General features: G+C 63.6%; 15 protein-coding genes. 2 read left to right on the forward strand and 13 right to left on the reverse strand.

Annotation, left to right across the window (positions count from 1 at the left end; translation table 11 throughout):
- Positions 1–66 precede the first annotated feature (66 nt).
- From CGZ88_RS08850 to CGZ88_RS09175, 6 genes are all read right to left on the reverse strand, one after another.
- Positions 67–669: a hypothetical protein gene (locus tag CGZ88_RS08850; protein ID WP_133120889.1), complete on the reverse strand. Its 603-nt coding sequence runs from the start codon at positions 667–669 to the stop codon at positions 67–69.
- A gap of 416 nt (positions 670–1,085) precedes the next feature.
- Entirely contained in the window at positions 1,086–1,469 is a 384-nt protein-coding gene (locus CGZ88_RS03745) for a hypothetical protein (protein WP_243390046.1), read from the reverse strand.
- 167 nt (positions 1,470–1,636) lie between these two features.
- Complete coding sequence (locus CGZ88_RS03750; protein ID WP_243390047.1) at positions 1,637–2,824, reverse strand: Fic family protein; 1,188 nt, start codon at positions 2,822–2,824, stop codon at positions 1,637–1,639.
- 201 nt (positions 2,825–3,025) lie between these two features.
- Complete coding sequence (locus CGZ88_RS03755) at positions 3,026–3,772, reverse strand: DNA alkylation repair protein (protein ID WP_101671068.1); 747 nt, start codon at positions 3,770–3,772, stop codon at positions 3,026–3,028.
- A 48-nt stretch (positions 3,773–3,820) separates the two neighbouring features.
- Complete coding sequence (locus tag CGZ88_RS03760) at positions 3,821–4,267, reverse strand: GNAT family N-acetyltransferase (protein WP_165778697.1); 447 nt, start codon at positions 4,265–4,267, stop codon at positions 3,821–3,823.
- Positions 4,268–4,594: 327 nt separating this feature from the next.
- Positions 4,595–4,717 carry a hypothetical protein gene (locus CGZ88_RS09175; RefSeq protein ID WP_257790231.1) on the reverse strand — a complete coding sequence of 41 codons (123 nt, stop codon included), beginning with the start codon at positions 4,715–4,717 and terminating at the stop codon, positions 4,595–4,597.
- A 458-nt stretch (positions 4,718–5,175) separates the two neighbouring features.
- Here CGZ88_RS09175 and CGZ88_RS03765 point away from each other — a divergent pair, with 458 nt between their 5' ends.
- Positions 5,176–5,742: a GNAT family N-acetyltransferase gene (locus CGZ88_RS03765; protein WP_099721225.1), complete on the forward strand. Its 567-nt coding sequence runs from the start codon at positions 5,176–5,178 to the stop codon at positions 5,740–5,742.
- 282 nt (positions 5,743–6,024) lie between these two features.
- Complete coding sequence (gene recQ / locus CGZ88_RS03770; protein WP_101671070.1) at positions 6,025–7,962, forward strand: DNA helicase RecQ; 1,938 nt, start codon at positions 6,025–6,027, stop codon at positions 7,960–7,962.
- A 54-nt stretch (positions 7,963–8,016) separates the two neighbouring features.
- On the opposite strand, the gene CGZ88_RS03775 is transcribed toward recQ, so the two are convergent.
- The 7 genes from CGZ88_RS03775 to CGZ88_RS03800 form a co-directional block, all read right to left on the reverse strand.
- On the reverse strand, positions 8,017–9,201 hold the full coding sequence (locus CGZ88_RS03775; protein ID WP_026644512.1) for a cystathionine gamma-synthase: 1,185 nt from the start codon (positions 9,199–9,201) through the stop codon (positions 8,017–8,019).
- Positions 9,202–9,303: 102 nt separating this feature from the next.
- Positions 9,304–9,468 (reverse strand): hypothetical protein, encoded by a 165-nt coding sequence (locus CGZ88_RS08945; RefSeq protein WP_165778698.1) that lies wholly within the window; start codon positions 9,466–9,468, stop codon positions 9,304–9,306.
- Positions 9,469–9,527: 59 nt separating this feature from the next.
- Positions 9,528–10,544 carry a pyridoxal-phosphate dependent enzyme gene (locus tag CGZ88_RS03780; RefSeq protein WP_423734400.1) on the reverse strand — a complete coding sequence of 339 codons (1,017 nt, stop codon included), beginning with the start codon at positions 10,542–10,544 and terminating at the stop codon, positions 9,528–9,530.
- A 433-nt stretch (positions 10,545–10,977) separates the two neighbouring features.
- Positions 10,978–11,760: an ABC transporter ATP-binding protein gene (locus tag CGZ88_RS03785; RefSeq protein ID WP_101671134.1), complete on the reverse strand. Its 783-nt coding sequence runs from the start codon at positions 11,758–11,760 to the stop codon at positions 10,978–10,980.
- 29 nt (positions 11,761–11,789) lie between these two features.
- Positions 11,790–12,686 (reverse strand): ABC transporter ATP-binding protein, encoded by an 897-nt coding sequence (locus tag CGZ88_RS03790; RefSeq protein ID WP_101671071.1) that lies wholly within the window; start codon positions 12,684–12,686, stop codon positions 11,790–11,792.
- Entirely contained in the window at positions 12,667–13,509 is an 843-nt protein-coding gene (locus tag CGZ88_RS03795) for an ABC transporter permease (protein ID WP_101671135.1), read from the reverse strand. The genes CGZ88_RS03790 and CGZ88_RS03795 overlap by 20 nt, the downstream gene beginning before the upstream one ends.
- A gap of 91 nt (positions 13,510–13,600) precedes the next feature.
- Positions 13,601–14,563, reverse strand: a complete 963-nt coding sequence (locus CGZ88_RS03800; protein WP_034523350.1) for an ABC transporter permease — start codon at positions 14,561–14,563, stop codon at positions 13,601–13,603.
- Positions 14,564–14,589: the final 26 nt, after the last annotated feature.

Consider the following 14,589-nt stretch of genomic DNA (forward strand, 5'->3'; position numbering starts at 1 on the left):
ACAAAAATGTTACAAAATATAATCAAATAGTGAAGCATTTCAATCCATCTCACATAACAGAATAATCTAATCGTTAATGGCTAGATTTCCTCTAGCCTCTCTCATTTTTCCTATTATGTATATTCGAAATTGTAGCAATAACGGAATATGCAGTTTATGCTCGTCACCGATATAAGGAGGTAGAATTTTTGAGGAACGAATTCGATACGGCGGAATCATCACCCACGGATTCCCTCTACCATCCCCCGCAAACTGCAAACACCAATAAACCACACCCGATAGGTTTGCATACTGAACTAAGAAGAACTCCTCATTAAAGCAAGATTCCAGCGTAGTATCCACATCTCCATCTTCGCCTGACATCAAATTCTGAACAGCAGCTTTGAAGTGAAGAGTGTAGCCCCTCCTCTTCGAGAGCCTCGGAATCTCTTTCTTGATATGGAATATCAAAACATTAATAGATGTTTCTTGACCTATATTACGTACTTTACGTTTAGATGGATTGATTTCAACCAGCGGTATCTTATACCTGTCATCCAAGAATCTCTTTCTAATCCTTGACCAGAAGAACAAAAAGACCACTGCAGCCACAGCCGCCGCAAGTAGAGTGGATAATGCATCCTGCAGAACGATATTCCATTGTATTTCATCGAAAATACTTTTTGTCATATACAATCATCTTCTATTCACATCAAACGACGGAAAACAAATAGCTGAAGGATCACACCACACCATCGTCCTCTCTATATGTACAAGGATGCAGAGAATGAAGAACAATAAATACTTTAGAGTCCGATGGTTTCTTCACCTATGAATCAACGGATTGTCAAGAGTAAGCGATGGATCCTCATCGGCGGCCAATTCATCGAATATGGCGATATGTTCTTGATGCCTCTGTTCGGCGTACTTTTGCAAATCATTCAGCATGACACGCCGATGACGGTCAATCTCAACGTAAGGAATATAGCTGTCTTCAAGCAGCCGCTCCAATGCAGCTCGGGAGAGCCTAGGAAATCGGCAGCTTCCTGAGTCGTGAGCTGAGCGTCACTCTTCACCATATGCATCGTCTTTCTCTCAACAGCGATTTAGCGGTCCGGATGCGCGCAGCCCGAGTTGCCGCTGTTGCCCGAGCCGTTGCCGACGAAGATCCACTGGAACATCGAGAAGCCGTGGTTGTCGATCACGATCACCTTCGCGTTGTTGCCACCGGCCTGCGACGGCTGGTTCGCGATATTCATCACCGTCTTGCGGTTGCCGAGCATGAGCAGCAGCACCAAACCGAACACGCCGAGACACACGAGCAGCACCGTGCGGTGGCGTTCGATCCACGGCCTGACCGGGCAGGCACGGCCGGCGTCGGTATGACGGCCACAGTCGCAGCTTCGGTCGTCGCGCGCGGCATCCTCGCGCGTGTCGTCGGCAGGCATAGTCGACATCGTCATATCGGCATCAGTGGTGTGCTGGGTCATCGTCGCTCCTCGTCGTATCGGTCATATCGGTCGGCATCGGCCGGCGGAACGGCAGCGGTTCCGTCCCTCACACCGTAGCAGCGGACGCCATGGCGACGGCTCGCCCATCTTGGTCCGCGGAATCGGCAGGCGGATACGCGGCGAGCGCGGCCGCTCAAAAAAGTCAACTACCGCACCGCGTTAAGCACATCCAGTGCCACATACCGCATGGCCCGCTCATCGGCATCCCCCACAGGCACGAGCACATGCTCGTTGACGAGGTTGCGAATGGCGTTCGACGCGGACGAACGGCTCATATGGAGGCGTCGCACCACCGAGGGCGCGGTGACGTATGGGACGCCGATGAGAGTCTCCGCCAAGCGGCGCGTCGGCTCACCATACGACGACAGGCGTGTGCGATACCGGTCACGAATGGAGGTGAGCTCGACGACACGGTCATAGGCGTCGTCAGCGGATTCCTCAATCGCCTGACAGAAGAAGACGACCCAATCCTCCCACGCGCCGCGCGTGGAGACGCCCAGCAACAGGTCCTGATGCTCCGCGCGCCGCTGCTCGAACCATGGGGAGATGGAGACGAGCGGGTGTTTGAGCATGCCGCGCCTCATGAGCTGCAGCAGGATGAGCAGACGGCCGATGCGTCCGTTACCGTCCGTGAACGGGTGCAGGGTCTCGAACTGATAATGGAACATCGCTGCGTCGAGCACGATGAGACCGGGATCGGTACGCGACTGCCACCAGTCGAACAATGCGCCAAGCTCCGCATCCAACTGCTGCCCCGGTGGCATCGGAACGAATCGGGCGTCCTCGATACGCCGCGTATTCGCACCGATGAACACCTGCGTGGTCCTGACGTCACCGGCCTGCGGACCATCCGATCTCGTTCCGGTCACCAGCAGCTGCTGCAACTCACGCGTCAGCGATCTGCTGACCGGTCTGCCGTCCTGCACGGAAAGGATGCCGTGTTCGGTAGCGTCCAGATAGTTGAGCACCTCACGCATCGATTCGTTGTATCCATGTTTGCTTTCACCGACTTCATACTCGGCCGCCAGCACCGTCTCAAGACGCTCATAGGTGCCTTCGAGCGCACTCGTGCTCTGTGCCTCGCGACGGATGGTCGGGCGCTGCAGCAATTCCGGATTCGGTATGTTCGCGCCGATGGCGTCGATGCGACTCAGCGACGCGGTGGCGCGACCGATCGCGCCCACCATCGACGGGGCAAGCGTGGGATACGCGTCCAGACGTTTCGGCTTGAACGCGAACGTATGATACGGAACCACCCCGTAACGGGTGCTCACTTCGCCGTCAAGGGGAAGCAGGACTCCTGTGGCCCGCTCCGTGAACAGATCTTCGCGCATGCGTTCAGCATAGCAGGCACACAGGTCTCTAATGAACAGATAGATACGTCATCCTGAACACAAATGCTCATTATGTTCAGAATCAGGCCTCATTCTGAACATCAAGACGTTCAATGTTCATCGTCGACGACATTCCAACGTTCATCGGGCTTACCCTTTTGCCCCCGGGGGCGGACACGCGCTGCAGTACCGCAAGCCGTACTAAGCGCGTTGCGACCGCTGCGGAATACGCAGCGAGCGCAGCAGCGTCTTGCGCGCGGCGGGTATGCGGTAGGATTCGCAGGCCTTCTGGATCGTCTTGTTATGGGTCCACGGATCCAAGCTCCGCTGTTCGAGCAGTGGCAGCGCATCATCCCACTGCTTGGCGAGCGCGGTCGCGAAATACCATGCGCGCGCCATGTTCACGTAGTAGTCGTCGGAACGAATGCCCCCAACGAGTCGCAGCTGTTCTGCGTCGAAACGGTCGCCAAGGAAATCGGTCATCAGCGCCACGACGGCGTAGCGGACCGTGTAGGCGTGGTCGTCGCGTATCCATCGCGCGAGCTGGTCGAGCCATACGCGCGCATCGTCGTCGGAAAGACGCGGCACGCGGATCGTGTCGGTGACGGCCCAGTTGTCGGCGTACGGCAGGAATCGCGACAGCGCGGCGATCGTCTGCTCGATCGACGGGTACACGTCGCCGATCAGGATCGCGTGCAGCATGCTCTCCTCGAACCAGCGATGAGGAAGGTCGGCGAGAAATTCATCGAGGATGCGCGAATCGCCGCGGCGCAGCCGCTTCGCGAGCGCGCGCAGCTGTGGCACGCGAATGCCGATCATCGTGGCGGGATCGATGGTCGGGACGAGCTTCGCGTTGAAGGCCTTGTAGTCGGGTTCGGCGAGGGATTCCAGACATGCGCGGATGGACACCACGCCGTCAGGAAACGCCTGGGAGATCGTCGGGGACACCGTGGGCTCCTTATCGGGAACGGATGGGCGATGTGCGGGAACGGACGACTATGCGCGGATCATCTTGAACATGCCGGGGCCGTCCCAATCGTTGGGACGCGACTCGAAGCCGTGGCGCTCGTAGAACGCGACGGCGTCCTGTGAGGAGATGAGCTCGAGGCTCACGCCCCAGCCGGGTTCGATCACGTCGCACACATGGCGCTCAAGCGCATCGAGCAGCGCGGCGCCGACGCCTTGGGACTGCATGGACGGGATGACAGCGAAATCCTTGATGTAGAAGGACATGCCGCCGTCACCGATCAGCCGGACCATGCCGACCGGCTCGGGGGCGACTTCGGTTTCGGCTTCCGGGTCGGCGTAGGCAGTGAAGGTGGCGGTCGAGTTGGCGAGCGCGACGCGCACCTGCTCGACGCCGGGCGCGTCCCAGCCGACGGATCGGTACAGCGTCAGGAACAGTTCGGGGGTCAGCGTGTCTTGCTGGATCGTCAGTCGCATTTCTCTCCGTTCGTCGACGGGCGCACATGAATGTGTGCTTTGTGCCATTGCCTCGGGGATTCGCCCCGAATCTCAAGATAACGGAATCAAGTGCGATGCACGGACGGATGCTCGACATGAGAGCGGATCACAGACGGCAAGACGGATAGGAATCGCGTCGAAGGTTCCTCGGAATAGGATTCTGGAAGGCGGAGTCCTGAAATCAATCATGGAGGACAACACGGAAAAGGGCGCCGGCTTCGTTGCCGGCGCCCTTTTGCGGAGTTGGGATCCGTCTGTGCAGTGTGCGGTGGTGTGGCGTACGCGGTATGCGATGCGTGGAGAGCATCACTTCGCCTGACGTTCCGCGATCTCGCTCATCACGGAGACGGTGGCCGCCGAGTTCATCGACGTCGTCGGGACGCCGGCGGTCGTGTGGTCGAAACCGAAGATCATGTTGAGGAAGCTCATCGTCTTGTCCTTTCGTCCGTGGCGCTTGGTGCGTCGTTCTTGTTGCTTGATGGTTACAAGATACGGCGTCGGCGCGGTCCGTCACATCGGACTGCGGGATGAATCCTGCAGGCGACGCGACGCTCCCTCAGCCTTGAGGATGATGCCGGAGGATGATGGGGTGATGACAGGCACAGATGGACGAACACCGGGCGTGGACGGCAGAGTTTCGGCGCGGATAACGAGGTCACAATGCGGCCTCGGACGGACCATGGCGGCCCCAGACGGGTGTCGGCAGCACACCTCGGCTCGTATCTCGGCTGGGAGGTAACGTTTTTCCGCATATCGCCAAGCATGGCTCCCGAGGAGAAGCCGTTTTGAGGCCCTCTACTTGGACTCCCCACGGAAAAAGCTACCGCCCAGCCGAGATGGGTGTCGCGGATGAGGGAAATGCCCCTCCGACGCTATGCTTGGGCGTCATGACGAAGCAGCAACTCACGACGCAACGGCTGATACTGCGACCTTGGCGCGATTCGGACGCGGCGGCGCTGTACGAATACGCGAAGAACCCGAACATCGGTCCGGCCGCCGGATGGCCGGCGCACCAGAGCGTCGAGGAAAGCCTTGATGTGATCCGCAACGTGTTCAACGGCCCCGAGGACTATGCGATCACGCTCGCCGAAGATCCGGACACGGCGATCGGCGCGATCTCGCTCAAGCTCGCCGGCGGCTCCGATCTCTTCCCGGCCAACGACACGACGCAGGCGGAAATGGGATTCTGGATCGGCGAGCCGTTCTGGGGCAACGGCTATGTCCCCGAAGCGGCCTGCGAACTGCTGCGGCACGGCTTCGAGGATCTGGATCTGGCCGCGACCTGGTGCGCATACTACGAAGGCAACGTGAAATCGGCACGAGCCCAACAGAAGATCGGTTTCGAGCCCGTGCACGTCATACCGGATACGCCGGTGCCGCTGCTGCACGAAACGCGCACGACCCATGCGAACCGGATGATGCGCGCCCGCTGGCAGGAACTTCAGGCATGTTGACGCACAGGCGACAAAACCAAGCGCCAGTAAGGGTTTGCCGCCCCTAACATCCAAATTACATAGAGTCTACCTATCAGATTACATAAACTCTACCTATCGAATTACATAACCTCTACCTACCAAAATACATAAACGCTACCTTGCGGATCGCATACGAAGATCGCCTGCGCATACCGCCCAACTACCGCCCAACTACCGCCCAATCACCGCCCAGCCACCTCCCGATTGCACCACACGCGCGCATCTAGGCCAAACGGCACCCGCCGGTTACACTGGTGCGTTATGACGATTTCGCAGGAGGAACTCGACGCGCAGGCGCTCGCGACATTGCGCAGGTACTTCGGCTATGAGGATTTCCGCCCCGGGCAGGGCGCGCTCATCCACGCCATCCTCGAGGGACGCGACGTGCTCGGCGTCATGCCGACCGGCTCCGGCAAATCATTGTGCTACCAGATCCCGTCGCTGCTGCTGCACGGCCTGACGATCGTCATCTCCCCGCTGATCTCGCTGATGAAGGACCAGGTGGACGGCGCGAACGAAATCGGCATCCCGGCTGCCTTCATCAACGGCTCGCAGTCGATCGACGAACAGGAGGACGTCTTCGCCGCCGTGAACGCCGGCCGCGTCCGCCTGCTGTACGTGGCGCCCGAACGACTGGAAACACAGCGGTTCATGAACTTCGCGACGCACGCGGACATCGCGCTCGTCGCCGTCGACGAAGCGCACTGCGTCTCCCAATGGGGTCAGGACTTCCGCTCGTCGTACCTCGGCATCGGCGACTTCATCAACGCGCTGCCCGACCGCCCCACCGTCGCCGCATTCACCGCGACCGCCACTGAGCGCGTGCGCCGCGACATCATCAGCATGCTCGGCCTGCGCGACCCGGAGGTCGTCGTCACCGGCTTCGACCGCACGAACCTGTACTTCGACATCCTCAAACTCGGCACGCGCGACAAGGCGAACTGGATTGCGCGCTACGTGGCCGACCACGCTGACGAATCCGGCATCATCTACTGCGCGACAAGAAAACAGACAGAGGAACTCGCCGAGACGATCAACACGCTCGTCCCGCAGCTGCGCGCCGCATCCGACGCCGCGACGCCCTCGCCCTCCCCAATCGCCGTCGCCTACCATGCGGGACTGCCGCCGGCGCAGCGCGAGCGCGCGCAACGCGACTTCGTGACCGACGCTGTGCCGCTCGTCGTCGCGACGAACGCGTTCGGCATGGGCATCGATAAATCGAACGTGCGCTACGTCATCCACCACAACATGCCCGAAAGCATCGAAGCCTACTATCAGGAGGCGGGGCGCGCCGGACGCGACGGCGAGCCGAGCCGCTGCACGCTGCTGTGGAACGAATCGGACATCGTCACGCGCCGGCGACTGCTCGACAACGGCGGCGCCAACGAACGCCTCACCGAGGACGAGCAGGAGCAGGTGCGCCGCTGGAAACGGCACCTGCTCGATGCGATGGTCGGCTATTGCCGCACGACCGCATGCCTGCACCGCTACATGACGCGCTACTTCGGCGAGGACGGCGACACGGCGTCCGGCGCGCATTGTGTCGGCGGCTGCGTGAACTGCGACAGCACGTTCTCGACGACCGACGTCTCACGCGTCGCGCGCACGATCAGCCGATGCGTGCACGACCTCGCGCAGTCGTATGGCAGCGGCAAGATCGTCGCGGTGCTGCGCGGCTCGCAGGCGAAGGACGTGCTCGAACGCGGCCTCGACCACGTGCCGACCTTCGGCGCACTCGCCGACGTGCCGCAGTCAACGGTGCGCGACGTGCTCAACCAGATGGTCTCGGACGGGTTCCTGACGATCACCGAGGGACGGCTGCCGATCGTCATGTTCGGCGCACGCGCGGCCGAGACGATCGACCCAGCGTTCCACTACGAGATGAAAAGCATCAGCAGGCCGAAGCCGGCTGCCTCGCAGCGTCCGTCGAGCCCGACCACGGAACCGACGACCTTCGGCGGCGGCCACGGCGGCACCGACGAGGCGCTGTTCGAGCGTCTGCGCGAACTGCGCCGCGACATCGCACGCGAAATCGGCAAGCCGCCGTACATCGTGTTCTCGGATCGCTCGCTGCGCGACATGGCGACGCGCCGCCCGCACAACGACGACGAATTCATGGAAGTCAGCGGCGTCGGCGCATCGAAGCTGAGCAAATACGGCGAGCGCTTCATGCAGGCGATCGCCGACTTCGAGGACTGAACGCGGCGTTGGGCGGCGCCCGCACCGCCGAGACCCCGCGGCCTTCGCCCGGGACTACTCCCCGAGCGCGGCGAAGGCGCCTTCGAGGTCGCCGATGAGATCGTCGACGTCCTCGATACCGACGGACAGGCGCACAAGATTCGCCGGCACTTCGAGCGCAGTGCCCGAAACCGACATGTGCGTCATCGCGGCCGGCACCTCGATGAGCGATTCGACGCCGCCGAGCGATTCGGCGAGCGTGAACAGCCGCGTCGAGGCGGCGAAGCGTTCCGCCGCCTCCTTGCCGCCGGCGATCTCGACCGAAATCATGCCGCCGAAGCCGCCGTGCATCTGCCGTTCGGCGATCTCATGGCCCGGATGCGATTCAAGCCCGGGATACCAGACGCGTTCCACGCCGTCGTGCCCCTCGAGCCAGTGCGCGATCGTCATCGCGTTCTCGCTGTGCTTGCGCACGCGCAGGTCGAGCGTCTTGAGTCCACGGATGTCGAGCCACGAGTCGAAGGGTGACGGCACGGCGCCGGCCGCGTTCTGCAGGAACGCGACCCGCTGCGCGAGCTCGTCGTCATTCGTGGCAACGGCGCCGCCGACAACGTCCGAATGGCCGCCGATGTACTTCGTCGTCGAATAGACGACGGCGTCGGCGCCGTCGGCGAGCGGATGCTGCAGGACCGGCGACGCGAAGGTGTTGTCGACGACGACGCGCGTGCCATGCTCGTGCGCGAGCGCCGCCGTCAATGCGATGTCGGTGATGCCCAGCAGCGGGTTCGACGGCGTCTCCACCCAGATGTAGCGGTACGCCTTGCGTGCGAGCGCCGTGTTGACGGCGGCCGGGTCGGTGATGTCGATGACGTCGAGTTCGACGCCCCACGGCACGAAGACCTTCGCGAGCAGGCGGTAGGTGCCGCCGTAGACGTCGTTGCCGATGAGGATCGCGTCGCCCGGCTGGAGCGTCGAGCGCAGCAGCACGTCAATCGCGGCGAGTCCGGAGGAGAACGCGATTGCGTGCTTCGCGCCTTCGACGGCGGCGAGTTGTTCGGTGAAGGAGTCGCGCGTCGGGTTGACGGAGCGACTGTAGTCGTAGCCGTGTCGCAGGCCGCCGACGCCGTCCTGCTTGAAGGTCGAGGTCATGTAGATCGGCGTGGAGACGGCGCCGGTGATCGGGTCCGGCTCCTGCCCGGCGTGGATGCCGCGCGTCGCGATGCCGTAGGTCGTGGTTTCGTTGACGTCGAAGTCGCTCATGGTGGTGTTTCGTCCTTTGCTGCGATTGATGATGTGCTGTTCAGTGATTGCGTATATGTGGATACGTGATTCGTCCGATGATCTCCGCCACCGCGCGCCCGCTCAAACGCGGCGCGGCCGTGCGATGTAGCTCGTGACGCTGCCGTGGCCGTGCCCGCGCAGCGGCGTGTGATGGATGAGGAAGGTCGTGCCGCCGGCCGTCCTCGTCCCCGTCGTCCCCGTCGCCGCCATCGTCATCGTCGTCGTGTGCATCGTGTTGTGGTTCATGTTCGTCGTCTCCCCTGTCGTGTTCCGTCGTATGTTCCGCTCTGCGTTCCGCCCTATGCTCAGGCCGGCAGCAGCGCCTCGTCAACGATCGACGGGCGCGCCGTGGCGGCGACGACGTCCGCGTAGCCGTGGTCGATCATCCAGTCGTCGTTGAAGATCTTCTCGAGGTAACCGCGACCGGAGTCCGGCAGCAGCACGACGACGGTCTGCGTCTCGTCGAGGTCGTGCGTCTTCGCGTACTTGACGGCGGCGGCGACGGCCATGCCGCTCGAACCGCCGACGAGCAGCCCTTCTTCGGCGGCGAGGCGGCGCGTCATCAGGAACGCCTCGGCGTCGGTGATCTGCACGATCTCGTCGGCGATGTGCTGGTCGTAGGCACCCGGCATGAAGTCCTCTCCGACGCCTTCGATGTTGTAGCCGTGGATGTTGTCCGGATTCGAGTAGATCGAGCCTTCCGGGTCGGCGCCGATGACGGTGACGGCGCCGTCGGAGACGTCCTTGAGGTAGTTGCCGGTGCCGGAGATCGTGCCACCGGTGCCGATGCCTGCCACGAAATGCGTGACGGCGCCGTCGGTCTGCGCCCAGATCTCCGGGCCGGTCGTCTCGTAGTGGCTGCGCGGGCCGGCGGGGTTGAAGTACTGGTTCGGCTTGAACGCGCCCGGGATCTGCTCGGCGAGGCGGTCGGAGACGCGGTAGTAGGAGCGCGGATCGTCCGGTGCGACGTCGGTCGGCGTGACAACAACCTCGGCGCCGTAGGCGCGCAGCACGGCGCGTTTGGTTTCGCTGACCTTGTCCGGCAGCACGAAGATCGCGCGGTAGCCGCGCTGCTGGGCGACGAGCGCGAGGCCGACGCCGGTGTTGCCGGAGGTCGGTTCGACGATGATGCCGCCGGGCTTGAGTTTGCCGTCGCGTTCGGCGGCGTCGATGATCCGTTCGGCGATGCGGTCCTTCGACGAGCCGCCCGGATTGAAATATTCGACCTTGACGGCGATGGTGGCGCGCACGCCTTCGGTGACGTGGTGGAGCTTGACGATCGGGGTGTTGCCGATGTTCTCGGCGATGGTTTCCTGCAGCATGATGATTCCTTCGTAGTACGGTTGTGGTTTGTTTGTTTTCTCCGCCGCAATGCATTGTCTGCATTCGACTCTTGGTTTTCATTACGCCACAAGCTCGCTTTGGAACCGTATTACGCACAGTTTGCCTATATGAGTCCCGACGATCCGCCGACGTCTCCCCACCGAAGTTACGTCAGCAACGGTTGGAAAACTTTGGAATCATTGGGTTTCGCAGATGAAACATCTGATATTGACACCAAATCGCATCGATGAATGATGCTGATGAATGATTCTGCTATCTCAAGTTATGCGTCGATACCCGCGCGCCGGAGGCGTCGGTCAGCGACAACAACAACATGAGCGATTGATCATGGTTGCAAGAATATGACATCGCGCCGACAAACAAAACCTCCGCTGTCCGCATACTGAACACTCGCGCTCGCGAGGAGGGCGCTCACAGTGTCGCCGCGGCGACGAGGGCGCGGGTGTAGGGGGCTTGGGGATCGGCGAGGACGGCGGCCGCGCTCCCCTCTTCGACGACGACGCCGTCGTGGAGCACGACGATCGTGTCGGCGATCGACTGCACGACGCCAAGGTCGTGCGAGACGAGCAGCATCCCCATGCGCGGATCGTTGGCGCGCACGGCGGCGAAGGCGTCGAGGATCTGCAGACGCGCGGCCACATCGATCGCGCTCATCGCCTCGTCGGCGAGCAGCAGCCGCGGCCCGGTGACGATCGCGCGCGCGATCGCGACACGCTGCGCCTGCCCGCCGGACATGTCAATCGGATAGCGCCCGAGAAAATCCGACGGGTCGAGCGCCATCAGCCGTAGCGCATCGCCCACCCGCGCGACGAGTTCGTCCTCGTCGCCGATCCGCCGTCCCTTCCGTCGCAGGCGCAGCGGTTCGCTCACCGATTCGTAGGCCGTCCATCTGGGGTCGAGCGACGCGAAGGGGTTCTGGTAGACGATGCCCGAGGCGTGCCGCAGCCGCCGCATCCCCTCCGGCGTCGCGATCGGCTCGCCGTCGAAGCGCACGACGCCCGAGTCGGGCGTCTCCAGGCCGAGCAGGATGCGCGTCAGCGTCGATTTTCCCGACCCCGAGCCGCCAATGACGGCGACGCATTCGCCTTCGTGCACGCGGATCGTGCAGCCGTGGAGCACCTCGTGCCGTCCTGCGCCCTTGCCGAAGCTCTTGCGGATGTCGACGCCCTCGAGCAGCGTCGGCGCACCGTCCATGACCGCCGTGGTCGTTTCGTCCATCCCGCTCATCGCCGCCCCTCCGTTCGCGTCGCCGATGTCATTTCGATGACCGTCTCCTCAACGACTCTCTCCTCGGCGTCCATCCGCTCCTCGCCAGTCATGGCCGTCTCGTCGCCGTCCGCCGTCTGCTCGCCGACGTGCAGCGTCAGCCGCCGCGCCGCCTCGACGAGCGTGCGCGCCTGCGGCGTGCGCGGCGTCTCGAGCAGCGCCGCCGTGCGTCCCTGCTCGACGATCCGTCCCGCGTCGAGCACATAGCAGTACTGCGTCGCATGCGCGAGCACCGAGAAATCGTGCGTGATGAACAGCAGCGCCGCGCCGGCCTCGTCGACGAGCGAGACGAGCAGGTCGACGATCTGCCGCTGCGTCATCGAATCAAGTGCCGTCGTCGGTTCGTCGGCGATGATCAGGCGCGGCGACGTGATGAGCGCCGTCGCGATGCCGACGCGCTGCTGCTGGCCGCCGGACAGTTCATGCGGCCGCCTGCCGTACAGATCGTCGGGCAGCCCGACCTTGCGCATCATCGCGCGCACGCGCGCTTCGCGTTCGTCGGCCGTCAGCTCGTAGTGCAGCGCGAGAGGCAGCGCGATCTGCCTGCCGACGGTGAGCAGCGGGTTGAGCGACGTTCCCGGATTCTGGAAGACCATGCCGACGGCGGCACCGCGCAGCGCAGCCATCTCGACGTCCGGCAGCCGGACGAGCTGGCGGCCGCCGAGTTCAATCGAGCCGCTGCGCTCGGCCGTCGGCGGCAGCAGACCCATGATCGCGCGCGAGATCATCGACTTGCCCGAACCGGAAGGTCCGACGAGTCCCACGCGCTGCCCGTCGCGCACTTCGAGATGCACGCCGTGCAGAATCGGCCGCGATGCGATCGTGACCCGCAGATCATCGACGACGACGCCCATCGGCACCTCGCAATCTCGGGTTGGTGAGTGGGTCGGCGGCCTCACGCAACGCGTCGCCGAAGAGGTTGAGCGCCACGACGACGACGGTCACGAGCAGGCCCGGCCACAGCACCGTCAGCGGATAGATGTTGATGAAACGCACCGACGTGCTCAGCGAATGCCCCCAGCTGGGCACGCCCGACGGCACACCGACGCCGAGATAGGTCAGCCCGGCCTCGGCGAGGACGGCCGTGCCCGCCGACAGCGAGCACTGCACGATGAGCGTCGGCATGATGTTCGGCACGATGTGCGTGACGAAGACGCGCATCGCCCCCGCGCCGTTCGCACGCGCCGATTCGACGTACATGCTGCGCGCGGCGAGCATCGCCGACGGACGTGCGACGCGCGCGAGATTGAGCCCGTAGCCGAAGCCGCAGGCGAGCACGATGACGGCGACCGACGCGCCGAGCGGCACGGCAAGCATCAACGCGATGAGCACCGTCGGAATCGAGATCAACGCGTCGATGAGCACGACCGAGCCGTGCGCGAGCGCGGCAGCGCGCGACGTCATCGCGGCGACGAGCAGCAGGCCGATCGCGAGCGCGACGAGCACGGTGAGCATGACGATGACGAGGTCGATGCGCGAGCCGGCCATCAGCCAGCTGAAAACGTCGGCACCCACGCCGTCGGTGCCGAGCCAGTGGTCGGCGGACGGCTGCGCCCAGACGGCGTATCCGTTCGTCTCCCACAGTGAACGCGGCGTCCAGATCAGCGAGACAAGCGAGACGAGGATCCACAGGCCGAGCGTGACGAGCGCGAAACGGCCGGTGCCGCGCGCCCACATCGACGCGACGACGACGCCGGCGCGCCGCAGCCGACCGCGTGGGCCGCGCTCGACGACGCCGTGCGCGGCCGCAGAGGATGCGTGTTGATTGTCATTCATCGTCCTGCCCCAATCTCGGGTCGAGCGCGCGGTGCGTCAGGTCGACGAGCAGGCCGATGACGAGGAAGAACGCCGCGAGCATGAACAGTTCGCTCTGCACGGCGATCAGGTCGCGGTGCGTCAGGTCGTCGACGAGCCCGGAGCCGATGCCGGGCAGCGCGAACAGGTTCTCGATGACCATGACGCCGGTGATCATCTCGGCGAAGGTCAGTCCGACGACGGAGACAAGCTGCGGCATCGCCAGCCGCAGACCGACGTGCGTGAGCGCGCGTCGGCGCGTCATGCCACAGGCCATCGCCATCTCGATCGCGCCGGTCGAGGCGACCGACTGCAGCGCCGAACGCGTGTAACGCATGATCGACGCGCCGACGATGACGCCGACGGTGACTGCCGGCAGCACGAGCGCGGCGAACGCACGCCCGGGGCTGGACCAGCCGTCCTGCGGGAATCCGGAGGCCGGCAGGATCGGCAGCAGGCCGGTGCCGCGCCCGAACAGCAGGATGAGCACGAGCCCCGCCCACAACGCCGGCACGGCACCGCCGACGATCGCGACCGCCTGGTAGAGGCCGCGGGCGCGCGCGGATTTCGCCATCACCGACGCGCAGCCGAGCGGCACGCCGAGCGCGAGCGCGATCAGCAGACCCAGCACGATGAGCGGGAACGTGATCTGCGCGCGTGCGCCGACGACGGACGCGACCGGCTGCCCGGTGAGCATCGTCGTGCCGAAGTCGCCGTGCGCGAGTCCCGCGATCCACGCGCCGTACTGGGCGACGAGCGGACGGTCGAGTCCGAGTTCGGCGCGCAGCGCGGCGACGCGTTCGGGTGGCGAGTTGAGTCCCGCCATGATCGTCGCGAGGTCGCCCGGCAGCACGCGCAGTGCAAGGAACACGACGACGGAGACGACGAACAGCGCGAGCGCGAACAGCGCGCAGCGGCGTGCGAGGTACTTGAGCATCGGCGAGTTAGCCTTCAGTCATCAGG

Origin of the sequence: Bifidobacterium anseris, assembly GCF_002860345.1 — a bacterium.
GTDB lineage: Bacteria > Actinomycetota > Actinomycetes > Actinomycetales > Bifidobacteriaceae > Bifidobacterium > Bifidobacterium anseris.